Below are 25,184 nucleotides of genomic sequence, written 5' to 3' on the forward strand. Positions count from 1 at the left end.
CATAAATCCCTGGTTGTTTCAGGAAAAATAAGGAGGTGATTGTGAGACAGGTATATTCTGAACTCAAAGGAAATACAACATTGCAGAACAGGATCAATCATGGCAGGTCTTATTCAGATCAATGGATGACCCAGTTAATGACAGTTCCTGAGTTGTCTTATGGCGTCATAGATATCACCCAATTGCTTCAAAACTATGAAATCGGTGTCTCCTTGCTTCAGATTGCGGTTGAAAATCTGGGGCGTATTGAAAACATTCTGGAATCGATGAGTATCGCTCTGGATAAACAATGGGAACAGTCTCAGGATGACAAACCACCTGAGCGGGGAGTCCATGCGTTGCTGGAATTTCAAAAGATGTGTATCAGGGAGATCGCCAGCAATTCCTCCTTTAAAGGGAAATCACTGCTTGATGGGAATATCGGACTTCAAAGTCGTAATAGTAGGGGCTTTAAGGCTTTAGCTGGTGCTCAAGGTGAAAAATATACCCGGAATGAGAATCTGGATATAGTGATGACCCGTAAAGCTACTCATAGTGAAGTGATAGGGGTTGTTCCGCTCACGCCTGATTTGATCAGACAGGAAAGTATGATTCTTATCCGGGAAGGTGATGTCGAAATCAGGTATGAAATTGCAGTGGATGAAACAGAACAGACTCTGGTGCGACATATCCAGGATGCCTGTTTGAAACAGGATATGGATCTGACCATATTTCTTTCTGAGGATCATCGCCTGGGCATACGTCATAATCAGTGGGGAAGCATGCATCGCTTTACGGCCATGAGTCAAAATACGGCTATTGTTTCGATTCCTTTTCACTGGGCTCATGTTCATCTTGGGCATGATTGCGCGGGGTTGATCAACGGCCAGCCTGTGGATGGAAATGGACGTGTACTGATTTATGAACCATCAGACAATCAGTATCTGATTTTATGGGAAGGCGAGCATGATCAGGGAACTGTGGAAATCATGTATATGCCTGTATTTATTCAGACGGGATTGGATATTCATGATGTGATTCCTGTGTATATCCGCTCTTGTTTGCCTCAGGATCTTGGCTGTGGTGTGGAAAATCATAATCAATTTTCCTCGTTGGATTCTGTCAGGATTGATTCCTGGCAATCCGTTTATGATGCGCGGCTATTGGTGGCATACAGCCAGGTTGAAGTGCGGAATCAGATGCGGATACTGCAAAAGCAAAAGCATACTTTCCAGGAATTGGCCATGATGGTGCTGGATGGCGTCAAACTGGAGCAATTGCTTCATACGAATCCATTTCCAGTGAGTCATTATTTTGAAATTCATCAAGCAGATGCGATGAACCAGATTCTGAATAACGTTTTTCATCAAAAGTAGCTTTGACAGGAAATGCTAGACTGTAGGGGCAGACCTGTCTGTCTGCACGGGTGCTGAATGAACACAGGTTCCCCTCTAGGAACGGCAAAAGATAAGTTGTAAAAGTTTGCTCTTGCCCTACGTCCCGTGGGGCACGTTATCCATCAATGGCGTCAACTTCAGGGGTTCTTCGCCGGGGAATCCCCCTTTTCAAAGGGGGCATGGGGGATTTAACGCTCAGAATTACATCCCCCTAACCCCCTTGAATCAAGGGGGAATTGAAACACAGCACCATTCAGAATGCTTAAGTTGATGACATTGCGTTATTCATCATTATTTTTTGAACGTTCCCTATGTTTTGTGGACGACAATATGACCAACCACGGGAAGTGGTATCACCTCGACCATCGGGAGAGATCTTGAATATTGTAAAATCAGTATCTTAAAAAGTTAAAGATCCCTCACATGTGTTCGGGATGACACAAAAACAAAATTTCGCGAGAGCGACTAATCGGTCTAAACCAGGCCCTTTTAATATGGAGGTGATTTATGCCAGGTGCGTTTATTGTCACTGTAATATTGGTTTATCCATTATTGGCATACCTTTTTTAATACTCGACAGTGGTAAGTTCTCAGCTTTCAGTTCTCAGTTTTTTTGAACTGATTGAAGTTATTATAATTTTTATATAAGCCCAAAAGTTTCTTTGAAAGTTTGATATTTAGAAAAATTTTAATTTCAATGACTTTCAAAAAGCTGAAGGCTGATAACTGAAAACTTATAACTCTTGAGTTTTAATAATACGAATCATGTGTTGAAATACCGGGTCATTCCGGGCGTGCTCCGGAATCCAGTGGCATGAGGCGATTTTCTGGTTGTCGGATCACGTCCGGCATGAGAAAGCTTCTCGTTTTCAACGGACCTAATGTGTATATTTTTGTATTAAAAATAATATTTTTAATATGCACGGGGTGTCTCATTACGCCTCGCTATCAGGGATTAACAGGATGAAATTCCAGTGTTTTAATAAAGCACGGATAAACTCTGTTATGGGTAGAAACTGTCATGAAGATGGTTTCTGTTTTTTATTATAGGTAATCAAGGAATGATTACCTTCACTTGGCAAAACGGAGGTTGCTATGTCTATGCGAATTAATCACAATATCAGTTCATTGAATACCCAACGACAGTTGGAGAGTGTAAATCGTGCGAGTTCCCAGACTTTGGAGCATTTGTCTTCAGGAATGAAAATTAACAAGGGATCTGATGGTCCCGCTCAGTTGGTTATTTCAGAAAACATGCGGGCTCAGGTAGCAGGCTTGAATCAGGCTGCCGAGAACTCTGAAACCGGCATTTCCATGGTTCAAACCGCAGAGGGCGCTTTGAATGAGGTGAACAGACTGCTGACGGATGTCCGTCAATTAGCGATTCACGCATCCAACGAAGGTGTTAATGATGAAAAAATGTTGCAGGCTGATCAGGCTGAAATCAAAAACGCTCTGGAAACTATTGACCGGATCGCGAATGTAACTCAATTTGGCACCAAACGTCTTCTCGATGGGAGCCGGGGTGCCAATGGAGTGGCCAATGGGGATGGACTTCAGTTTGTTGATGCTGAACCCACCACCGGAACATCTCCAGTCAGTGGTTATGAAGTCAGGATTTCTCAGGTTGCGACTAAAAGTAAATTTGAAGGAAAAGCAGCTCTAACCCAGGAAATTGTGGATGCCGGTGAAACCCTGACATTGCGTGAGGGTGGAAAAACGGTCACTTTTACTACTAAAAAAGGTGAAAGTGTTGAAACCACCATGAACGAATTTGCCCGTACCATTGAACAGGCTGGTCTCAAAGCCCGAATGGTTAGAGGCAATGACAACATCATTCGTCTGGAGCATACGGAATTCGGAAGTGAGCATAATTTTTCTGTATCCAGTTCCACCGCGGGTGTCTTGTCCTCTGTGGCTAATGTGACTGAAGACTCTGAAGCCGGGCAGGATGTGAAAGGCACCATCAATGGTGAGGAAGGTTCTGGACGTGGTCAGATTTTGACTGGAAAACGTGCCAATCCGACCACTGCGGGTCTGTCAGTTCGCTTTTCAGGAGAAACGTTGTCTGAACCGGGTGCTGTGGTTGGAACCGTTTCTGTTGCCCAGAATTCACTGGTGTTTCAGATTGGTGCCAATGAAAAGCAGACAGTGGCTGTTTCGCTTAAAAACATGGGGTCAAGAGCACTGGCTGTTGGAGTGGATAATGACAGTGGGTTCAAAGCCTTGGAAGATATCAATGTCACGAATTTCAAAGGTGCTCAGGATGCTATCCAGTTGATTGACAAAGCCATTGAAGAAACCAGTCAGACCAGAGCAAAACTTGGGGCTTTCCAGAAAAACACCCTGCAAAGTAACTTGAATAACTTGAGAGTCGCGTCTGAAAACTTGACTGCTGCGGAATCAACCATTCGTGATGCGGATATGGCGTCTGAAATGGCAAATTTCACACGCAATCAGATCATGACGCAGTCTGCTACTGCCATGTTGGCACAGGCTAATCAACAACCTCAGTCAGTTTTAAGACTGCTGGGTCAGTAATAGTAGTGATTATCAGGCACAGATTTACCAGGAGGAATCTGTGCCGTGCTTATGAGATTGTTGAAAAACAAGTGTTCGAAAAATATAATTTTTATGAAATACAGGGGCGTTAGAAGGCCCCTGTATTTGATGAAACTTAATGATATTTTTAATGTTAGTTAGTAGCTGTCGTATTCTTCAAAAGAAGTGTCATCTCGACAAACAGGAGAGATCTTGAGTATGATCAAATCAGCAACTTAAGGTTAAGATCCCTGACCCACCGGAGGTGGGTGCGAAGCTCTGCTTCGCCTAAGGAATGTCATGTCCCACGGGACGTAGGGCACGAGCAAACTTTTACAACATATTCTTTTGCCGTCCCTGAGGGATCGGGCCTGTTTCAGAACAGGGTAGTGGTGTCCTCTCGACCGAAGGGAGAGATATTCACTTGAATCCAGGATCGGGATGACAGGGATACTTGAATAGCTGAAATAGGGAACCATGTCAGGGATCGTCAATGAAGGTGGGAATCCATTCAAATATCAAATGGATGTTGGTTGCAAAGGCAAGACATACGCCAGATTTGTACATGTGCTGAATCGATTGGAAACAAGTCATCATAACATTGGCACCTTTTAGAATTGTGACAAGTAGTGACTGTTTGAATGTGTCATTCAGGGAGACGAAGGATCTTACAGCGTGGTGTAAAAGATCTCTCCTTTGTCGAGATGACAAACTGTAACTTTGAAAATGAAAGGTGCCGGATTACCTGTGATAAAATCCCTCTTAAATGAAGGGAGGGTGGGGCACAGTAACTCATTCAGATTAAGCACTCTGTATGATGGTGTGTTTCAATTCCCCCTTGGTTCAAGGGGGAGCGGGGGATGTAATTCCGAGCGTTAAATCCCCCATGCCCCCCCTTTTGAAAAAGGGGGGGCATGGCAAAGAACGCCTTAAGTTGATGACATTGGGATCAGGGTGAATACACAGGTTCACCCCTACAATTTGTGGCTGAAAATATGATCAACCCCGGGGTCGGCAGGATAAGTGGATGAAATGATAATTCATCTCATGATCAACCCTGGAAAATCACAGGATACTTCTGTGAATCCGGGGTTGGGGTTCTGTGTCATTTCGGCTCCGAATCAAGTTCGGGAGTGACATTACTTGCTCCGGAATACAGTGGTTTGCGAAGATTTTATGGATGCCGGATCGTGTCAGGTATGACAGATTTTTTCAATTTAAACATTGATTTTATAATATAAAAATATCGTGAGGACAGTGAACGGTAGCTTGGGATACGTACCCGAGAATGAACCGGAACGTAATCCGGCTCTACCAATCATCCCGGGATAGTATCTTTTGGGGGGGGCATTCCTGAAAGTTGGTATGTTGTTTATTTTGATGTCCCCTAAGGGGCCATAAAGAAATAACCGGTACATAGTCGGGTGTGATGTTCGCTGTTTGTCATTCTGGGCGAATACCCGGAATTCGGGGTCACTGGGTGCTTGGTGGAATTTGGATACCGGATCAGGTCCGGTATGACATTGTGCCGAAAAAGAAAAGTGGGCACCTTTCAAAAACAGTCAAAAGTACTTTACTGTTTGCCTGTGTCATCCCGACAGAGCGAGGTACGAGCAACGAGGGATCTTAAAGCGTGGCGAACCGGATCTCTCCTTCGTCGAGAGGACAAACTGTCAACCGGGATTTAAAAGGTGCAGAAAAGTGTACCATTTATTTCTTGGCGGACCCTAACTCAAGTTATGAGCTACCTGGAGTCGCTAATTTTAAAAGATTTTTAGGCACCTTTCAAAAAAGCTGAATTTTAGTTTACAGTTTGTCCTTCAAGGTCATACCTGCGTAGGCTTGTATCCAGTCTGTTGTCCAAGAGTTGAACTGGATTCCCGTCTGTGGGAACGACAGCAATGTGTCAACTGCTTTTGAAAGGTGCCGATTTTTACCTGGATTCTGTGTCATCCCGAAAGAAACGAGGGATCTTTAACACCTTTTGCGCCAAGATTTCTCGATTTTGTCGAAAGGACACAAACTCAACTCAGGATTCACATGATACAGATGTGTGCGGGAGTTCACCGGGGCTGTTTAATTTTCCAAAAAAGGATGCGTAGGAGGGGGTGAGCGTTAGCGAAACCCATCGAGTTTTGTTGGGTTTCATTTGTTCTACCCAACCTACTCACCATGCCAAACTGAAAATTCAACAGTGCGGGAGTCCCTCCGTAAAAGGATTATATGTTTAGGCTACCAGGGAAAGGTTCGATCAGTCGATCTGTGCTGGGAGACCAGCCATAAAAGGATTGTGTTGGGCTATCTGGAAAAATGCCATCAGTTTTTTTTAGTAAAATTTCAGGATCATGACGATGCTGAAGACAATCAATGTAACCATGTTCTGTTCGGTCAGGATGATGATGAATCATACAAAACAGGAGGTTAATTTCATGAGAACATAAAATTTAATTCAGTTTTCGGGTCTTGTAAAAGAGGCCTTTTGCTGAACCCTTAGCATGATCTGGCAGAATGGATTTCTGTGTTGTTTCGGGAATCTTGTGATTTTGATTCCCCCAGAAGGTCGTGAGATTGGTTCATTTTCGTTGAGTAATAATCAAGGATGATTGCCACAATAATAAGGAGGTTACCATGTCTATGCGAATTAATCATAACATTAGTTCAATCAATACCCAACGACAGTTGGAAAGCGTAAATCGTGCGAGTGCACAAACTTTGGAGCATTTATCTTCAGGAATGAAAATCAACAAGGGGGCTGATGGTCCCGCACAGTTGGTTATTTCAGAAAATATGCGTGCCCAGATCGGTGGCTTGAATCAGGCGGTCGAGAACTCTGAAAATGGTATTTCCATGATTCAGACTGCGGAAGGCGCCTTGAATGAGGTGAACCGTCTGCTCACAGATGTTCGTCAATTGGCGATTCATGCTTCCAACGAAGGGGTCAATGACGAAAAAATGCTGCAAGCGGATCAGGCAGAGATTAAAAACGCACTGGAAACCATTGACCGGATTTCAGCCATGACACAGTTTGGCAGCAAACGTCTGCTGGATGGAAGTCGTGGTGCCAATGGTGTTGCCAATGGGGATGGACTTCAGTTTGTAGGTGCAGAACCCACAACAGGAACTTCTCCTGTCAGTGGCTATGAAGTCCGGATTTCACAGGTTGCGACCAAAAGCAATTTTGCGGGAAGTGCCGCCTTGACCCAGGAAGTTGTGGATGCCGGTGAGACTTTGACGGTTCGTGAGGGTGGAAAAACCGTCACTTTCACCACAAGAAAAGGTGAAAGTGTTGAGACCACCATGAACGAATTCGCCCGAACCATTGAACAAGCTGGCCTCAAAGTTCGTATGAACCGGGGAGATGATAACATCATTCGTCTGGAACATACTGAATATGGAAGTGAACACAGTTTTTCCGTATCCAGCTCGACTGCCGGCGTTTTGTCATCTGTTGCGAATGTGACAGAAGACTCTGTGGCAGGGCAGGATGTGAAAGGGACGATCAATGGTGAAGAAGGCACAGGTCGAGGTCAGATTTTGACTGGCAAAAGAGCCAATCCTACTACGGCGGGTTTATCCGTTCGTTTTACCGGTTCCACTCTTGCGGAACCGGGGGCTGTGGTTGGAACGGTTTCTGTTGCCCAGAATTCACTGGTCTTTCAGATTGGTGCCAATGAAAACCAGACTGTCGCTGTTTCACTCAAGAACATGGCCTCACGCGCACTGGCGGTTGGTGTGGATAATGACAGCGGTTTCAAGGCATTGGAGGATGTGGATGTGACAACTTTCAAGGGGGCTCAAAATGCGTTGCGACTGGTGGACAAAGCCATTGAAGAAACCAGTCAGACACGGGCCAAACTCGGAGCTTTCCAGAAAAACACCCTGCAAAGCAACTTGAATAACTTGAGGGTTACGTCTGAAAACTTGACGTCGGCGGAATCAACCATTCGTGATTCAGATATGGCCTCTGAAATGGCAAATTTCACACGAAACCAGATCATGATGCAGTCTGCGACTGCCATGCTGGCTCAAGCAAATCAGCAACCCCAGTCTGTGTTAAGACTGCTTCAGTAGGTCCTCATGACATCACAGGTTTATGTGGAACAGTGATCTTCAGTTTGTTCTCTCAGTTCCGGTTATTCTTTTTTCGGATAATCATCTACCTGTTGTTTTGAGTCAAAGATGTGTCCCCTCAAAAATGGGGGGACCTGGGAGCATCACAATCAATGAATGTCATTCATTCTAAGTTGTTACCCTGACATTTTGGGGGTTGATCATATTTTCGTATACAAATTGTAGGGGGGAATCTGTGTGTTCACCCTGATCTTTAATCTGGTTCCTGACGTCTCGTCGGGAACCGTTCCATAAGGCACCAGAGGTGCCCTTCCAAGGCTCTTTGGCAAGCGCCGGAGGTGGGAATGGTTCACAATGTCATCAACTTAAGTCTTCGCTGAAAAATTCCCCTATACAAAGGGGGCATGGGGGATTTAACGCTCAGAATTACATCACCCCTAACCCCCTTGAACCAAGGGGGAATTGGTGCCGGTACCTTCAGCGGGCTTAAGTTGATGATATTGGGATGGTTCCCCGGCAGAGGTAGGGAACCAGAAAAATGGTTAAAATTTAGCGTCGGATGCTTATACGCCCGATCAAAAGTTTTCCTGCTGTAAATAATTTGGTGATGAAATCCTGTGGCTCGCCACGATGTCATCCCCGTGAAAACGGGGATCCAGGAGCGCGCCGACCGTGCGAGGGCTTGAAGCGGTTGCCGTCACTGGAAAATTCACAGCAAAAAAGTTTTTTAACATAAATAGAGGTGACTCTGGAGTTGGGTTTCAGTGTCATTCCGGGCTTGCCCACGAATCCAGTGGCTTGCAAAGTTTTCTGGTTGCCGGATCGAGGTCAGCATGACCAAGTCATTGAAATAACAGTTCATCATAGGATGAAATCAAGAAAATTACAGGATACTGCCTGGATCATTCAATATGCGGTCACATGGATTATTTCAGTGTGACTACATATTAAATGCCTGAGGTGAGACCAATGGACATCAAAAAATGGACAGAATGGGTGAGTGCCCTGAAATCTCAAATATACGCGTTAACTCTTGCGGCGAAAGACCCGGAAACGCCATTGCTGTCAAAAATATTGATCATGAGTGTGGTGGCATATGCCCTGAGTCCAATTGATCTTATCCCGGATTTTATTCCGATTCTGGGTTATCTGGATGATTTAATTTTATTGCCGTTGGGAATTGTGCTGGCCATAAAACTCATTCCAGATGAAGTATGGAAAAGATGTTGTGATCAGGCAAAATTTAAAACAGAAACGTTAAAACACAGTCGGATTGCAGGATTTTTAATCGTATGTGTCTGGATTATCGGCGTCGTATGGAGTGTCCGGTTTGTGTTGGATCGGATGTTGTGACTTTGTGTTGATCCGCTGCGCAAAAATTTTTTTAGGCGAATCAGGAGTTGAAATAGCGTGCCATTCCGGGGTTGTCCCGGAATCCAGAGGCATGCCGGGATTTACTGGATGACGAACTAAGGGTCCATAAAGAAATAACCGGTACATAGTCGGGTGTGATGTTCGCGGTTTGTCATTCCGGGCAAAGACCCGGAATCCAGTGGCATCGACGCTTTGTGGTTTCTGGATACCGGATCAAGTCCGGTATGACACGGTGCAGAAAAAGAAAAGTGTACCATTTATTTCTTGGCGGCCCCTAAGGAACGGCAAAAGAATAAGTTGTAAAAGTTTGCTCGTGCCCTACCCGTGGGGCACGTTATCCATCAGGCGAAGCAGAGCTTCGCACCCACCGGAGGTGGGTCATGGAACGGTTACGAACGTCCCGTTCGTAACAAGAAAGTTTTCCATGTTATTTTTTGAATGTTCCTAAAAATTTATGCTCGGGTACATCCTGTGGTTTTCTTCTTTGTCATTCCGGGCAAAGAGCCGAAATCCAGAGGCACGCAACGGTTGGTGGAATCTGGATGCAGGCTCAAGTTGTGTGTTACAAGTGGCTGAAATAACAAGTCATCGCCTCACAAACATGAGAAAAATAGATGACAAAAAATATAGGATTCACCCGTGGAAAGTAGATCGACGGACAAGAGTTTTGTAGTCTGGAAAATAATTTGTCGGGGTGCTCACAATTCTCGATTCATGGAGAATTGTATGAGGCAATCCGGTGGAAGGTTTTCCATAGCGCGGAAAGACCGTGTTCAGGTGTGATGTAATCCTCCATTCATAACAGGGGGATACTGAATCAGAGACGGGATTTCCTTATCTTGGCAGGTCCGGCGTTGAGCCGGAGGTGTCAGGAATTTACCCGCAACTCAGGATGAACGGGGTATAGTTTCATGAAAATAACCTTTTTATCGTGAATTGGGGCATCAGTTTCTGGAAAGTTATCAGGACGGGATCTTTATTCCAGGAGTGGAATGTCATTCCGATAATCCTGTTTTCCAGAATATTCTGATAGTTCGTAATTCCTGATTGGAGAACGGATCAATGCTGATTGTTTACAGCAGGGACGCGGTATCCGGCAGGGAGTGAAGTTGTTACAAGGAAAATGCGCTTTTTATGGTGAAATGCGCAGTAACATTTGTCTGGCTCACTATGGAAGTGTGCTAAGAATTCCAAGAGGTATGAGCCATATTTAACACAGGGAGGTAGCCATGGGGTTACGAATCAACACTAATATTGATGCGTTGAAATCGCATCGGTTTTTAACGAATAATGATACAAAACTCAGTAAATCACTGGAACAGTTGTCATCTGGACTGAAAATCAATTCAGCGGCGGATGGTCCTGCGTCATTGGTGATTTCGGAAAATATGCGTGCCCAGATCAGTGGTCTGGATCAGGCCATCAGCAATAACGAGTCGGCGGTGTCGCTGGTGCAGACGGCTGAAGGCGCTCTCACAGAAGTGAGCCGCTTGTTGATTGATGTCCGTCAGCGTGCTGTTCACGCGGCGAACGAAGGCATCAATGACAATGCCATGCTCGATGCGGATCAGTCTGAAATTGAACAGGCCCTGGCCGCTGTCGACCGGATTGCTCAAACGACCCAGTTCGGACAGAAAAAACTGTTGGATGGCAGCAAATCCGCACGGGGAAACGCGACTGGAACCGGTCTGGAATTTGTGTCAGCCAATACGGCGACACAGGATTCTGGTGATGATGGTTTTGAGGTGAAAGTGTCACAACTTGCCTCACAAGCCACATTCACCAGCGGTATTCTGAATAATGATCTGATTCAGTCCGGTGAAACTCTGACGGTTCGGGAAGGTGGGAAAGTGGCAACTTATACCACCAACAAAACTGACACCGTTCAGGGGGCTATCGGGGCGTTTGCCGCCGCGGCCAAAAGATCAGGATTGGATGTGAAGATTGAAGCCAATGATGATGGCAGCATGAGCATCACCCACCTGAATTATGGAAGTGAAAATAACTTTCAGGTTCAGAGTTCTTCTGCGGGAGTCCTCAGTCAGGCCGCAAATCAGGAACTCAATGTGGATAATGGTCTGGATATCAAAGGCACGATCAATGGTGAAAGTGCGGAAGGACGGGGGCAGATTCTGATGGGACGGCGTGGAAATTCAATCACGGATGGTCTGTCTGTCAGGTATGTGGGCAACCCTGAACTTCCGGTTGATGCCAATGAAGGAACGGTGGTTGGAAAAGTCAATGTGAAGCAAAACGCGTTGAAATTTCAGGTTGGTGCCAATCGGGGGCAGTTGGTTTCGGTAAACTTGCTGGATACCAGTTCCACGCAGATGGCTCGAGGGGTACGTAATGAAAGCGGGTTCAATGCCTTGGCTGATATTGATGTGAGATCCTCCCAGGGAGCTCAGGATGCGATTCTTCTGGTGGATAAATCCATTGAGGAACTGGCCTCGAATCGTGGCGCACTTGGAGCGTTCCAGCGTAATACTCTGGAAAGTAACCTGTCCAGCTTGCGTGTGGCCTCTGAGAACCTGGCTGCTGCTGAATCAAGTATCAGGGATGTGGATATGGCAGAGGAATTGACCGCCTTTACCAAAAACCAGATCCTGACTCAGTCTGCGACAGCTCAATTAGCTCAGGCCAATGCAATACCGCAGAATGTTCTCCGGTTGATTGAGAGATCATAAGCCGAATATTTCAGGAATTTTTTCAGGAAGATATTCAATGATTCTATCCGAATATTGTTTTCTGAGAGTTTCCTGATACGGGATTTCGGTAATAATTTTAGACAGAGAAGGGGGTGTTATGACACTTAGTATCAAATCAAGCCCGGCCTCTGTCAACTCTTTACGCCACCTATCCAAAGCACAGTTCGCTTTGAGCAAATCGCTGGAACGGTTGTCGTCCGGAGAACGGATCAATCGTGGTGCGGATGATCCGGCAGGATTGATTATTTCAGAAAATTTAAGGTCTCAGATAGCGGGCCTGGAACAGGCGATTGAAAACTCGGAGTTTTCGGTTTCAATGGTTCAAACCGCGGAAGGAGCCCTGACTGAAGTGAACAACCTGCTGATTGAAGCCCGTCAGCTTTCGGTGGCTGCAGCCAATGAAGGGGCAAATGATCTGAACTCATTATTGGCAATACAATCACAGTTGGACAATGCGTTAAAGAGTATTGACAGAGTGTCTTCATATACTCAGTTTGGAAATAAAAAATTGCTGGACGGGAGCCATGGAATCTCAGGGGTGTCGAATAATGAAAACCTGCATTTCATTTCTGCGACCGCCAATACACGCAGTTCTCCTGTTCAGGGGTACAGTGTGAAGGTGACACAGGCTCCAACCAGAGCCATGTTTGCCGGTGAATTGAATGATGATATGATCAAGGATCTCAATTTGTCGGTCAGTGAAGGAAAAAACGCAATTACGGTTCGTGCCACCGCTAATGAAAAGGCTTCCACGTTAGCTTCCAGGTTGCAGGAAGAGGTGAAACAGGCTGGACTTAATCTGGACGTTTCTTATGATGCGGAAACAAAACAATTGCGTATCGAACACAACGACTATGGTTCCAATGCGTCATTCAAGATCAACACTTCCAAAGGTGGGGTTCTCGGGATTGGTGCTGCTGGAGAAATGGAGGTCAACAACGGAAAGGATATTCAAGGCTCAATCGGTGGTGAAAACGCCGTGGGGCATGGAAATATTCTTTCCGGTACTCTTGGAAACAGGAATACGGATGGGTTGGCTGTTCAGGTTACCAATCCTGTAGTGGGTGAGGTTGGAAGTGTCAGTGTGGTGCAAAACGCGCTGGTGTTTCAGATTGGTGGAAACGCCGGTCAGAGGGTCAGTGTGACTTTGGAGAATACCAACACGTCAGCGTTGGCTAAAAATGTGGAAAATGAAAGCGGATTCAAAAATTTATCCGAACTCAATGTTACCACAGCCCAGGGAGCACAGGATGCTATCCATATGCTGGATAAGGCGATCAACCAGATTTCCGCAACTCGTGGGAAATTGGGATCGTTCCAGAAGAACACCCTGGAGAGCAACATTGCGACTCTCCAGGTCACCGCAGAAAACCTGATTGCGGCGGAATCGAGTATCCGTGATACCGATGTTGCGTATGAACTGGCAGAATTTACCAAAAATAAAATTCTGACAGAAACGTCATCAGCGTCTCTGGCTCAGGCTGGAGATCTTCATCGGAACTCTATTCTGAAGCTGATTCGGGAATAAGTCATCGAAAACCTGGTTCTGCGGAGCCGGGTTTTTTTCTGTTTGAACAGGAAATTCCTGCCTTGAACATGCTTTGTTCAAGGCTGTTGAACACTAGAATTTCAGAATAACCATGAAACATGGAGTTCGTAGAGACGCACGATCGCGCGTCATGCCATGAATCAAACATTTGAAACACGCCATGCGACTTGATGATACCATTGCTACCATTTCTACTGCGCTTGCGCCTTCGGGCATCGGTGTTGTCCGTGTTAGTGGCATGCAGGCGGTGGCTTGCGTCAGGCCCTTGTTTCAGCCGGATAAAAAGAGCTTCAACTGGGATCATGCAGAGTCTCACAAATTGTATCATGGCTGGCTGTTTGATGGTGAGATTCCTTTGGATGAAGTGCTGGTTGTGTTGATGCGGGCTCCTCATTCTTACACGACAGAGGACCTGATTGAAATACAGTGCCATGGCAGTATTGTTGTTCTTGAAACCTTGTTGAAATTACTGATGCGCCATGGCGCACGTCTGGCTCAACCGGGGGAGTTCACCCAGCGTGCGTTTATCCACGGACGACTTGATTTGACACGGGTTGAGGCCATTTCAGATTTGATTCATGCCAGATCCAGTGTTTCCATGCAGATTGCGGTCAATCAGTTGCGTGGAAAATTGTTTCAGAAAATTGAGGCTTTGCGGGAAATCGTGGCGGCATTGACCGCATTGGTCAATGCCCGGATTGATTTTTCAGAGGAAGAAGAGGAATTCACAGATCGGGAACACTGTCTCATTCAGGTTGCGCACATTCAGGATTCCTTGAAAGAAATGCTCCGAACCGCAGAGCAGGGAAAATTGCTGCGTTCCGGGATTGGGGTGGCACTGATTGGCCGACCGAATGTGGGAAAATCAAGTTTACTCAATTGTCTGTTGAAAGAAGAACGGGCGATTGTCACCGATATTCCCGGTACAACACGGGATGTCATTGAGGAAGCCGTCCAGATTCAGGGAGTGCTGGTTCGTTTGATTGACACCGCCGGGATCCGGCAGACAGATAATGAAGTGGAACGTGAAGGAATCCGTCGAAGTCATGACGCGCGTTCTCTGGCTGATGTGGTGTTGCTGTTGCTCGATGCCGCATCCCCCTTGACCGTGGAGGATCGTGGATTGCTGGAAATCGCTTCCCCTGAAAACACACTGGTTCTACTCAACAAAGGAGATCTGGTTCAATATAAAAAACCGGACTGGCTCCATGAAATATCACAATTTCCTCATTTGATGATGTCAACTCGATCGAAAGAGGATATTCAGAAACTTGAAAATTTTCTGATAACCTCTGTGTTGAGAGGTGTCAGTGACCATCAGGAACAGGTGATGATCACCAATCTGCGTCAGCAACAGGCGGCACAGAAAGCTCTTGAGGCAATAAGGTGGGCTGAAAAAGACCTGTTGGAACAGGCGGGTGAAGAATGTGTCGCAGTGGATCTTGACCGTTGCTTGAAAGCGTTGGGTGAAATTGTGGGTGAAACCACGGTGGATGATTTGCTGGACCGGATTTTTTCGGAGTTTTGTATTGGGAAATAACAAGTTGTCAGAAGATGATCTGATTCTGATTCTTAAAAAAAAGTTGTCGATTCTCCATGAGTGGCTCCAGCTTTCACAGCGACAGTTGGTCACAATCGAAGATATGGATGCGTTGTTGTTGCAGAAAGATCAGTGCCTGGAGGCGCTGATACGTGTCGATGGTCTGACAGAAACCTGGCAGAAACAAAATCCGCGTACCTGGAATGAAAAGGAAGTTCAGCTTCAGGATCAGATACGCCAGAAACTTCAGGAAATTCTTGATTCAGAACAGGCGACTGAGGAAAAACTGATGCTGGAACGAGGCCAGTTGAGTCTGGAATTGAAGCAACTGAGAGAGCAGTCATCATTAAAAAATTACCTCAATTCCGCCAAAAAAGTGCCTCGCAGAAAATAATGTTTTTTTGATTTGAAGAGGAATAATGAAAATTGAACGTCCTTTATATCCCCGGAAAATAACGCCACCCAAGTTTGGCTATCATTCGCTGAAACCCCATGTCGTCAATAATCCGGCCTTGGATGCCGCTTTGGATAAGGTATCACCCTATGGTCCGAAAAAAGCGTTTATGCGAACAAAACAAGATATGGATTCACGACTGGAAATGATGAATCGGCGTTTGGCTCAGAGTGTCAAAAATAATCGGCTTGAATTTGAAAAACATGAAATAACCGGACGAATGATTATCCGTCTGGTGGATAGAGATACAGGCAATGTCATTCGTGAATACCCTGATGAACAGTCACTGGCGAATATTGAAACGCTCCAGTCTGCAGGATCTGTAAAAAGTGTGATAGGCTAAAATTATGATTTCCGGATATCAGCTTGAATCGTTGCTCAATGCCTATCGTAGAGTTTCCGGCGTTTCTGTTCAGGAAACTCCGGGGGATCCATTGAACATTTCTGAAGAAGCCCGGGAACAGTTGTTGAATCGTATCCGTCAGGATAAAGTTCCTCAATTGACAGAATGGGTGACACCCAAAAATATTCTTGCTTTCATACAGGATAATACGGTTGCCGCGGCTGAAGTGGAATATGAGCTTCAACGTCGTGCCGGATTGTTTCTGAATCCCCCTTTTATTCCTCCCAATCCACTTCTCGCCATTAAACTGGTAAAAGCTCCGGGAACAAAAGGAAATACGGCGGAAGAAATTTCAGCATCTCATACATTGCCCGCTTCAGCACAGATTTCAGTTGAACCGGAACAGCCCAAGGTTGTGCAACCCCTCTTTACACAGACTCTGGTTGAGCCTGAACAGATGGAGGATGAACTGCAACAGATTGTTGAAGAACCTGAAGAAGAATTGTTTGAAACGGATCGCGGCACAATGAGCGACGATGATACCAGCGTGGTTTACGGGACCGGGCCAATTGCCGATAAAGCGATTATAGATTTTATTGAACAGTATCCAGACAGTGCCCTGAAATTTGTCTTCCGCAAAGATCTTGATGAAAAAACTGTCAAGGCTGAGATGCTCAAAATGTATGAGTCATGGCAAAAACGTGGAATGACCAAAGGCAAGGTCATTGCTGGTATTAAAATGTTAATGGAATGGGACGAAATTCCGGCACAACCCATTGCAGATCTGTATTCCAGTATGCAAAGCCGGATTTATGACATCAAGCATGGATTAGTTCATGAGATGAATGAAGTTGAAGAAGAAGGTTGAATGGAGGGAAACGAGGCTTCCAACCCCCATAACGGGTTATTTGGCTGTTTTTCGAGCGTGTTCCCAAGCAATCGCAATTGCCTGGTTTCTTGTTTTTCCTGATGAAATCAAATCACGGATATTTTCGTGAATTATTTTAATATCTGCGCCTTTTTTCAATGGCATGAAAAACTCCTTTGTATTAAGTAATGGAATGTTTATTATATAGATAAAGTGACCTTATTCATGAAATACACCACATGCAAGTAGTTTTTTGTTAGATTTGAATTTGGGAAATTTGCATTATGGCTGGATTCACAAATAAACAGGTCTGCATGAATCGAATCAGATTTGCATTCGCATGACTTCTTCATAGGCGGAAACTACCTTGTTGCGAACCTGCATCATCAATCGTAGTGACAAATCCGCTTTTTCCATCGCGATGATTGTTCCATGAAGGTCTTTTTTCTGGGATGTCATGAATTCCGTCTGTTTTTTCTCTGCTTCCATCTGCGTCTGATTGACTTCTGTCAACATATCCTCAAACGTTTTGCCCAGTCCGTTGCTTTCAGTGGAAACGCTCTCCGTCATTTTTCTGTTGGCAAGATTACCGGTAATCTTACTGGTTAAGTTCATTGACGGTGATGTCATCGGTAATTTCATGATTCCTCGTGTCAGGACTTTGTCTCAATTTTTATTTTTTTATACAATGCGGTCAGGCTATGCTGTACCTCCATCATACGTTTATGAATCAATGTGGCCTGATGAATTTCTGCATCCAGTGCCTGTGTATTCGAAGTGTTCAACGCTTTGAGGGCATTGTCCGCTTCATTGGATATTTCATGCATATTTTCGATGGTTTGCTTGAGCGTGTTGCCAAACGAGGCTATTTCTGCAGGGTTTTTCCGGGCCTGGCTCTCTTTCCTTTGGCTGGCTTTTGTATAAAGCGCGTTAATTTGATGTTCGAGATTAATCTGCTTCATGATTCCTCAACTAGCCTTTACTGATTTCAAGAGCGGATAAGAACATCCGTTTGGATGCGTTGAAGGCCGTAATGTTCGCTTCATAAGATCTGGATGCTGTTGCCAGATTTACCATTTCTTCCATCACATTAATGTTGGGCATTTCAACATAGCCTTCTTCATTTGCGTCGGGATGTCCCGGGTCATATTTGAGAACAGGGGCACGCTCATCCTGGGAAACTCCAACAACCTTAACTTCTGTAGAGGTATCAACAGAGCGGTCCTGAGCCAGCAATTCCTGCTCAAACGTCCGGTCGTTGGCAACCGCGGCCAGGACAACTTCCTTGCGACGATAGGGACCGCCCTGCGGAGTACGGGTTGTCTGGGCATTGGCGATGTTTTCTGTGATGGTGTTCACCCGGTAACGTTGGGCTGTCATTCCGGATACACTCACATTCAATGATGACAGGATAGACATATTATCTTCCTTCCATAATAGAAGTTCTCATTTGGCGAATCTGAAACGCGATCATTCGGGATGTTGCGTTATACATTAACTGGTTTTCGGCTAATTTGGCCATTTCCTTATCCAGATCCACCGTATTTCCATTAAAACCGACTGTGGATGAGGCGCTGTTGATTCGGGTGCCTTCTACTGTTTCAATGGGGGGTGTGTTGTTGCCGTCAAAATGACGAGGGTCCAGAGTGTTCAATGGTCCTGGCATGTCGGCTTTCAGAGCTGTTTTCAGGTTTCGTTCAAAAACCATGTCCTGAGCCTGATAGCCTTCAGTATCTTTGTTGGCAATGTTGGAAACCAGCAAATCATGCCGCTGTGTCCGAAAATGCATGGATTTTTCCAGCAATGTCATTGTCTTTGTATGAAAAATGCCAGCCATGATGTTTTCCTGTAGATGATGGCGTATTGAGTTTTTTTCCATATTTGTGCTGATGAGACGAAATGCAAAACAAGGACCAGTTGGCTGGATTCACGCCTGATTTAGGTTTTGACATTTTTTTCAAGCAACACAATGTTTGCGGTATTCAATACAAATCCTGTGCCTTCGACCAACCAATCTGCCAATCAGGAACTTATGAAAAAAGATCAAGTATGGGGAAATCATCTGTCACGTCAGCCTGCGGAACAAAATGTATTGTTTTGCGCAGGCAGGGATGTGCAAGCTTTGCCGATGGCGGATGAAATTCTTCTGCCGTTTGATATCTGGACCAACCGTGCGCATTCTATCATGCTGTTCAAGCAGAGAATTATTTCAGCGGATGTCCTGAAAAAAATTCTGTCAGGCCTTGCTGATCTGGAGCACCTGGTCAACACCGGGCAATTTCAACTGGACCCGCTCAAGGAAGATGTTCATTTCAATGTGGAATCCTTTGTCACGACTAAATATGGGGCAGAAGCTGGCGGTTCCATGCATACAGGCAGAAGCCGCAACGATCAGGCGGCTTGTGACACACGACTGTATCTGCGAAATGCGGGAATGATTCTGGCAGAAAATATATTGATTTTGATTGAATCCTTGCTGAAACAGGCGGAACAGTATCAAAATACGGTCATGCCGGGGTTCACGCATTATCAACCTGCCATGATCACCACCTGGGGACATTGGCTGTGTTCTTATGCGCAGGCACTGCAACGGGATGTGGAACGTGTGTTGTTTGGATTGAAACTGGTCAATCGCAATCCGTTGGGGGCCGCCGCCTCGTTTGGCACTTCCTGGCCCATTGACCGGGCTGAAACGACACGCCTATTGGGATTTGATTCAACGGATCTCAACACACTCGATTGTATTGTGGCACGCTGGGAAAATGAAGCTCAACTGGCTCAGACTTATGGATTTTTCATGAATCATTGCAGCATCATTGCTCAGGATCTGATCTTTCTCAGTTTGCCCTACATTAAAATGATCCGTATAGATGACGCGTTTGTGACCGGTTCGTCCATCATGCCTCAGAAAAAAAATCCTGATTTTGCAGAAGTTCTAAAATCAAAGGCTTCACTGGTTCAAGGTGCGCTGAATAGCCTGATGGGGATTCAGAAAGGAGGCTTGAGCGGCTACAACCGCGATACTCAATTGACAAAATACCTGATCATGGATGTCGTGAGGGAATGTGAGGCGGCACCGGTAATTCTGAAAGGTGTGTTTGAAACACTGCACATCCATGCCGGGCAAATGAAACAACATTGTCAAACAGGTTTCATGAATGCGGTGGATCTGGCTGATTATCTGGCCACACGGCATCATTTGCCATTCAGATCCTGCTATAACATTGCGGCACTGGCTGTTAAATATTCTGAATCTGCCGGCATTCTGACCTATGAGGCACTTCAGCAGGCACTGAAAGAAACAGGAACACCAGTTTCATTGACCCAGGAAGATATTCAGATGTTGAATAATCCTCAGGAAATTCTGAAACTCCGCCAGCATCAAGGGGCTCCTTCTCCTGAATCTGTGAAAGTACAGATTGATCAGATGCTTCTAAAAAACAAAGAATTTCTGAATGAAGTGCAATCCCTTCGTCAACGCATCCAGAATGCATCTGAAAGCTGTATTGGCTTTAAGGTGGGTTGACTTGGGTAACAGGACATTGCTGATGCCTTAGGGCATCAACAGAATCCCCAATTCCTTGAAAATAACGAAACTTCCCATGAGGAGCACAAACCATCCAAAAACAGGTTTGAGTTGTTCTCCTGAAATATATCTGGTGGCATAAACACCAGATATACTACCTGTCATGCTGATTGCGCTGAAAAGAAGGATAAATCCCCAGTCAATGGATTGAGTATGGCTCAAGTCACCGATAAATCCCAGCAATGATTTTACTGTGATTATCATCAATGATGTGCCTACAGCCTGCTTCATTGTTAATTTTACCAGTTTAACCAGTACAGGAATGATGAGAAATCCTCCTCCTGCACCAACAAAACCGGTAACACTTCCGATAACAAACCCTTCCAGTGCTACTAATGTGGTTGCTATGCCTGATGAATCCTTGGGATCCAACACCAAGGTGCTTTTCTTGATCATCGAAAAAGATGCCAGAATCATGACTACTGCAAAAACAAACATGATCAGCAGGTTCTTACCAAAGATCAATGATCCAAAACTGATAATTATTTCAGGAATATTAGGGAGGACATATTGTCGTGTTACAAACACCCCCAGAATTGATGGAACCGCAAAAATAAGTCCGGTTTTGAAATTGATGAGTCCCTGTTGCAGATATCCTATGGAACTTACCAGACTGGTAAATCCCACAATAAATAGTGAATAGGTCGTAGCGAGAGCAGGGGGGATCTGGAAGAGATAAACCAGGATGGGAATAATCAAAATGGAACCGCCACCACCGATCAATCCCAGAATAATTCCCATGATCAGTGAACTAACGTATCCTGCGATAAGCATTTTCGGGTTCGTGATGTAGTTAAAAATATCTTCTATGGAGCAAAATGATCGTGTCTTTCCATAGCGCCTGCGTGACATCCTCATCAGATGATTTAGGATACTCCCATCAATCTTAAAGGCGTTTTCTTAAGGAAAGTCCCTGTTTGATCCATGCCAGAAGGGTTTCAGGGCGGTGAAAGGAAAAGACGAGTCTGGAACATGGTTTGGGATACCGACAGTCGGTGAAGCGGGTAAGTTGGCCAGTGCTTTCATTCACAAAGGGCAACGGATCATTCTGAAGGTACGTCAGTTTGCTCCGGGCGTAATTTTGGCTTTGCTTTTCACAAACACTCAGAAGCCGTCCCTCTTCTTCCTGTTTGGCTTCAATCACCCCCACGGGTTTCTGATTCACAAACAAAAGATATAGTGTTCCAGATAATTATTTCCTGGGAGCGCGGGCGTCCCGCCCGCATTTGGAGGGCAAGATGCCCTCCCTCCGACCAAATTATTTTTCTGGAATACTACAGTTTGCTGGGACTGCTTCGGTTTGATATTCACGAATAACCACTCCGAGGCTGGCATTGAGGTCAATGTTTTTTTTATCCTGAATGCCCCCATCTGAGGCAACCTGAAGCCGATCAATATGATCAATGGCAAGTTGTTCCGGGTTTTGATTGTTCCTGAACGATACCTGAGAGAGCGTGGTCGGGTTGTAAAATCAGCAATTTAAGCAGATCAAATCCAAGTGAAGAATCATCCCCGGAACTGCATTTCATACAATTGCTGATAACGTCCTCCCGAAGCCATCAGTTCTTCATGGGTTCCATGTTCTATCATTTTGCCTCTTTCCAGAACACAAATCGATTTCACATTCTGAATTGTGGAAAAACGATGAGCGATCACAATGGTTGTCCGGTTTTTCATGAGATGTTCAATGGCCTGTTGCACTTCAATTTCTGATTCTGAATCCAGCGCTGAAGTGGCTTCATCCAGAATAAGGATCGGGGAATCCTTGAGCAAGGCGCGGGCAATGGCAACACGCTGTCGTTGACCTCCAGACAATTTCACGCCATGCTCACCAACCTGGGTATTGTAACCATTCTCAAGCTGCATGATAAAATTGTGGGCATTGGCCGCTTTGGCGGCAGCAATCATTTTTTCTTCAGGACATTCCGGGTGACCATAAGTAATATTGTTGACAATGGTGTCATTGAACAGAAAGGTTTCCTGGGTCACAATGGAGATCAGGTTGCGCAGGTGGGACGTGCTCAATTCACGAAGATCATAGCCATCAATTTTAATACTGCCTTCGGTCACATCATAAAACCGGGGAATCAGGTTAATCAGCGTTGTTTTTCCAGCGCCACTGCTTCCCACAAGTGCCACGGCTTCACCTTTGTTTAGTTCCAGAAACAGGCCGGTCAGTGTAGGTTCCTGATATCCCTGATAAGTGAACTGCTTGATGTCAATGGTGATTTTATCCTTAAAGGTTGTCAGTGCGACAGGTTGGGGGCAATCCCGAATATCAGGTTCGGTATCCAGAATGGAAAACACTCTTTTGAGAGCGGCCAATCCTTCCTGTAGTTTAAGATTGAATCCATTCAGTTTTTTAAGAGGGTCATTGAGCAAAAAGAAGCTGAGGCAAAAAGAAGCAAAATCTCCGGCGGTGATAACTTTTTCGATAATCAGATATCCGCCATAAGCCACAATCGTCGCTCCGGCCGCGGCACCAATCACTTCTACCACGGGTGTGGAATAAGAAGAAATTTTGATGGATTCCATGTTGCGTGCATAAAGAGTGCGGTTGGCTTGCCTGAATCTTTCCTGTTCGTAGTTTTCCATTCCAAACGCTTTGACCACACGGATTCCAGAAACTGTTTCAACCAGCAAGCTGGCCATATCGCCAAAACTGGCCTGTCTGCCCGAAACCGCGTGTTTGTTGCTTTTTCCGAAACGCTCAATAAAAAACAGGGCAACCGGCATGATCACCAGCGTCAGCAAGGCCATCTGCCAGCAACGATAAATCATGATTCCCAATACCAGAAATATCTGGGGAATGTCCCGGAATGGGCCTGATACGGCAACATCCATTGTCATCCGCAGAACCTGAATATCGTTGGTAAAACGAGCGGTAAGATCGCCAGTCTGGTTACGGGCATAAAATGACAGCGGAAGTTCCAGCATGTGGTCATACAGTTTCTGACGTAATTTGGCGACCAGTTTCTGAACAATGACACCCATGTAGAAATTTTGTCCGAAAAAAGACAATCCTTTCAGGGCAAACACGATGATCAGTCCCAGTCCAACCAAAAAATATCGTTCGAGCTTCGGTGCCTCTCCATAGGCCAGCGCGTCCACGATATCTTTGGCATAAAACGCGGGTGCCGCGGTAAAAATATTGTAAAAACCCATACAGACAACGCTTACAAAAATGAGGCATTTGTAGGGAAGAATCAGGTCAATCAGACGTCGAAGGGCTTTACTTCGTCTGCTGATTTGCTTTTGAGAATCGGCCATAATGCTTTCAGGTTGGTTTTGAATCTTTGGAATGTTCCCAGGTGGTTGATTGATCTTTATGATCTTTAATCTGAATTCCTATCTCGCCCAGACGATCACGTAAATAATCAGCCTTCTGATAGTTTTTTTCTTCCCTGAACTGTTTTCTCAGGCCAATGACAACCTGCATCACATCATCCAGAATAGATTGATCGGAAGCATCCTGTCGCAAGGTTGCGGGAATAATCCCCAGAATTTCACCACCCAGCGTTGAAAATAAATGTTCTGCGTCAATCAAGGCGTCAAGATCAGGTGCTGTAGCGTTCAGCAAGGCGTTGACTTCCCGGCTCAGGTCAAACAGGACGGCCAGGGCCTGTGGTGTTGAAAAATCATCGTCCATTGCCTGACAGAATTTCTGCCGAAACTCCTGGAAATGTTTTTGTGCCGGCTTTGTGTTTTCCGGAATTTTTTCTCGTAATCGACGGGTCACCTGCCACAAACGGCTTAAGGCATTTTCCGCGGCCGACAATGCATTTGCACTGTAATCCACCACGGAACGATAATGTCCGCTGATCATGAAATAACGAATCACCATCGGATCATGTCCGGATATGGCATCTTGCAGTGTGATGAAATTTCCCAGGGATTTGCTCATTTTCTGACCGTCAATGGTCAGCATGTTGGTGTGCATCCAGTATTTTGCAAAAGATTTCCCCAAAGCTCGGGCCTGAGCGAGTTCACATTCATGATGTGGAAATTTCAGATCCATTCCGCCACCATGAATATCAAAGGAATTTCCCAGATAACGGGTACTCATCACCACACACTCGGTGTGCCAACCGGGAAATCCTTTGCCAGACCAGGGATCAGTCCATTGCATCAAATGCGAAGGGTCTGCGTATTTCCACAGTGCAAAATCATGGGGATTGCGTTTATCCGAACGAATTTCTTCACGAGTGCCACTCACAAGATCGTCGAGGTTTCGACGTGAAAGGATTCCATAACGGGCATCGGCTGAAACATTGAAATAAACGGAACCATTGGATTCATAGGCGAGTCCCTGATCAATCATGGACTGAATGGCTTCAAGCTGTTCAGGAATGTGACCTGTGGCTCTTGGCGAAATATCAGGCCGCACGACACCAAGCTGATCCATGACATCAAAATAGCGTCGAGTGTAAGATTCCACTAGGGCCATGGGTTCCTGACGGGTTTCACGGGATTTTTTCAGGATCTTGTCCTCGCCATCATCCTGATCTCCCAGCAAATGTCCTACATCCGTGATGTTCTGAACATAAAACGTCTGCAAGCCGCAAAACCGGAGGTAACGCAAGATCACATCAAAACTGATATAGGTTTTGGCATGACCGAGATGCGCGTCACTGTAAACGGTAGGACCACAGACATACACCGACGCACGATTTTCGACAACCGGAACAAATGCTTCTTTTTCTCCAGACAGAGAGTTGTAAATTTTTAGAGACATGCAGGCTCAGAAAAAAAAATATCTTCACAAATAATTTTT

General features: G+C 45.4%; 19 protein-coding genes. 11 read left to right on the top strand and 8 right to left on the bottom strand.

Going from position 1 to position 25,184, the window contains the following annotated elements; genetic code table 11:
- Positions 1–41: 41 nt before the first annotated feature.
- The 10 genes from HQM11_02250 to HQM11_02295 all read left to right on the top strand — a co-directional run bounded on the left by HQM11_02250 (position 42) and on the right by HQM11_02295 (position 16,824).
- Positions 42–1,355, top strand: a complete 1,314-nt coding sequence (locus HQM11_02250; protein ID MBF0349819.1) for a hypothetical protein — start codon at positions 42–44, stop codon at positions 1,353–1,355.
- Positions 1,356–2,471: 1,116 nt separating this feature from the next.
- On the top strand, positions 2,472–3,917 hold the full coding sequence (locus tag HQM11_02255; protein MBF0349820.1) for a flagellin: 1,446 nt from the start codon (positions 2,472–2,474) through the stop codon (positions 3,915–3,917).
- A 2,628-nt stretch (positions 3,918–6,545) separates the two neighbouring features.
- The gene (locus tag HQM11_02260) at positions 6,546–7,988 is read left to right on the top strand and encodes a flagellin (protein ID MBF0349821.1); all 1,443 of its coding nucleotides are present in this window, start codon (positions 6,546–6,548) and stop codon (positions 7,986–7,988) included.
- 951 nt (positions 7,989–8,939) lie between these two features.
- A complete protein-coding gene (locus HQM11_02265) occupies positions 8,940–9,341 on the top strand; it encodes a DUF1232 domain-containing protein (protein ID MBF0349822.1) in 402 nt (133 codons plus the stop codon).
- 1,250 nt (positions 9,342–10,591) lie between these two features.
- Positions 10,592–12,049: a flagellin gene (locus HQM11_02270; protein ID MBF0349823.1), complete on the top strand. Its 1,458-nt coding sequence runs from the start codon at positions 10,592–10,594 to the stop codon at positions 12,047–12,049.
- A 118-nt stretch (positions 12,050–12,167) separates the two neighbouring features.
- The gene (locus HQM11_02275) at positions 12,168–13,598 is read left to right on the top strand and encodes a flagellin (protein ID MBF0349824.1); all 1,431 of its coding nucleotides are present in this window, start codon (positions 12,168–12,170) and stop codon (positions 13,596–13,598) included.
- A 181-nt stretch (positions 13,599–13,779) separates the two neighbouring features.
- The gene (gene mnmE, locus HQM11_02280; protein ID MBF0349825.1) at positions 13,780–15,159 is read left to right on the top strand and encodes a tRNA uridine-5-carboxymethylaminomethyl(34) synthesis GTPase MnmE; all 1,380 of its coding nucleotides are present in this window, start codon (positions 13,780–13,782) and stop codon (positions 15,157–15,159) included.
- Positions 15,149–15,553, top strand: coding sequence for a hypothetical protein (locus HQM11_02285; GenBank protein MBF0349826.1), 405 nt, complete (start codon positions 15,149–15,151; stop codon positions 15,551–15,553). Before mnmE ends, HQM11_02285 begins: the two co-directional genes overlap by 11 nt.
- A 25-nt stretch (positions 15,554–15,578) precedes the next feature.
- Positions 15,579–15,956 (top strand): flagellar protein FlaG, encoded by a 378-nt coding sequence (locus HQM11_02290; GenBank protein MBF0349827.1) that lies wholly within the window; start codon positions 15,579–15,581, stop codon positions 15,954–15,956.
- 4 nt (positions 15,957–15,960) lie between these two features.
- Positions 15,961–16,824, top strand: a complete 864-nt coding sequence (locus HQM11_02295) for a hypothetical protein (GenBank protein ID MBF0349828.1) — start codon at positions 15,961–15,963, stop codon at positions 16,822–16,824.
- A gap of 324 nt (positions 16,825–17,148) precedes the next feature.
- Here HQM11_02295 and fliE read toward each other — a convergent pair whose 3' ends face one another.
- From fliE to flgB, 4 genes are read right to left on the bottom strand one after another with little or no spacing between them, the layout of a single operon-like run.
- A complete protein-coding gene (gene fliE / locus HQM11_02300) occupies positions 17,149–17,439 on the bottom strand; it encodes a flagellar hook-basal body complex protein FliE (GenBank protein MBF0349829.1) in 291 nt (96 codons plus the stop codon).
- Positions 17,440–17,477: 38 nt separating this feature from the next.
- A complete protein-coding gene (locus HQM11_02305; GenBank protein MBF0349830.1) occupies positions 17,478–17,786 on the bottom strand; it encodes a hypothetical protein in 309 nt (102 codons plus the stop codon).
- 10 nt (positions 17,787–17,796) lie between these two features.
- On the bottom strand, positions 17,797–18,243 hold the full coding sequence (flgC, locus tag HQM11_02310) for a flagellar basal body rod protein FlgC (GenBank protein ID MBF0349831.1): 447 nt from the start codon (positions 18,241–18,243) through the stop codon (positions 17,797–17,799).
- Position 18,244: 1 nt separating this feature from the next.
- On the bottom strand, positions 18,245–18,661 hold the full coding sequence (flgB, locus tag HQM11_02315; protein ID MBF0349832.1) for a flagellar basal body rod protein FlgB: 417 nt from the start codon (positions 18,659–18,661) through the stop codon (positions 18,245–18,247).
- A 195-nt stretch (positions 18,662–18,856) separates the two neighbouring features.
- Between flgB and argH the strand changes: the two genes are divergently transcribed.
- Positions 18,857–20,350: an argininosuccinate lyase gene (gene argH / locus HQM11_02320; protein ID MBF0349833.1), complete on the top strand. Its 1,494-nt coding sequence runs from the start codon at positions 18,857–18,859 to the stop codon at positions 20,348–20,350.
- Between the two features lie 27 nt (positions 20,351–20,377).
- On the opposite strand, the gene HQM11_02325 is transcribed toward argH, so the two are convergent.
- From HQM11_02325 to HQM11_02340, 4 genes are all read right to left on the bottom strand, one after another.
- On the bottom strand, positions 20,378–21,184 hold the full coding sequence (locus HQM11_02325) for a sulfite exporter TauE/SafE family protein (protein MBF0349834.1): 807 nt from the start codon (positions 21,182–21,184) through the stop codon (positions 20,378–20,380).
- 112 nt (positions 21,185–21,296) lie between these two features.
- Positions 21,297–21,581, bottom strand: coding sequence for a hypothetical protein (locus tag HQM11_02330; GenBank protein MBF0349835.1), 285 nt, complete (start codon positions 21,579–21,581; stop codon positions 21,297–21,299).
- A gap of 335 nt (positions 21,582–21,916) precedes the next feature.
- The gene (locus tag HQM11_02335) at positions 21,917–23,680 is read right to left on the bottom strand and encodes an ABC transporter ATP-binding protein (protein ID MBF0349836.1); all 1,764 of its coding nucleotides are present in this window, start codon (positions 23,678–23,680) and stop codon (positions 21,917–21,919) included.
- 7 nt (positions 23,681–23,687) lie between these two features.
- A complete protein-coding gene (locus tag HQM11_02340) occupies positions 23,688–25,145 on the bottom strand; it encodes a cysteine--tRNA ligase (GenBank protein ID MBF0349837.1) in 1,458 nt (485 codons plus the stop codon).
- Positions 25,146–25,184: the final 39 nt, after the last annotated feature.

It is taken from the genome of SAR324 cluster bacterium (assembly GCA_015232315.1).
In the GTDB taxonomy this organism is placed as follows: domain Bacteria; phylum SAR324; class SAR324; order SAR324; family NAC60-12; genus JADFZZ01.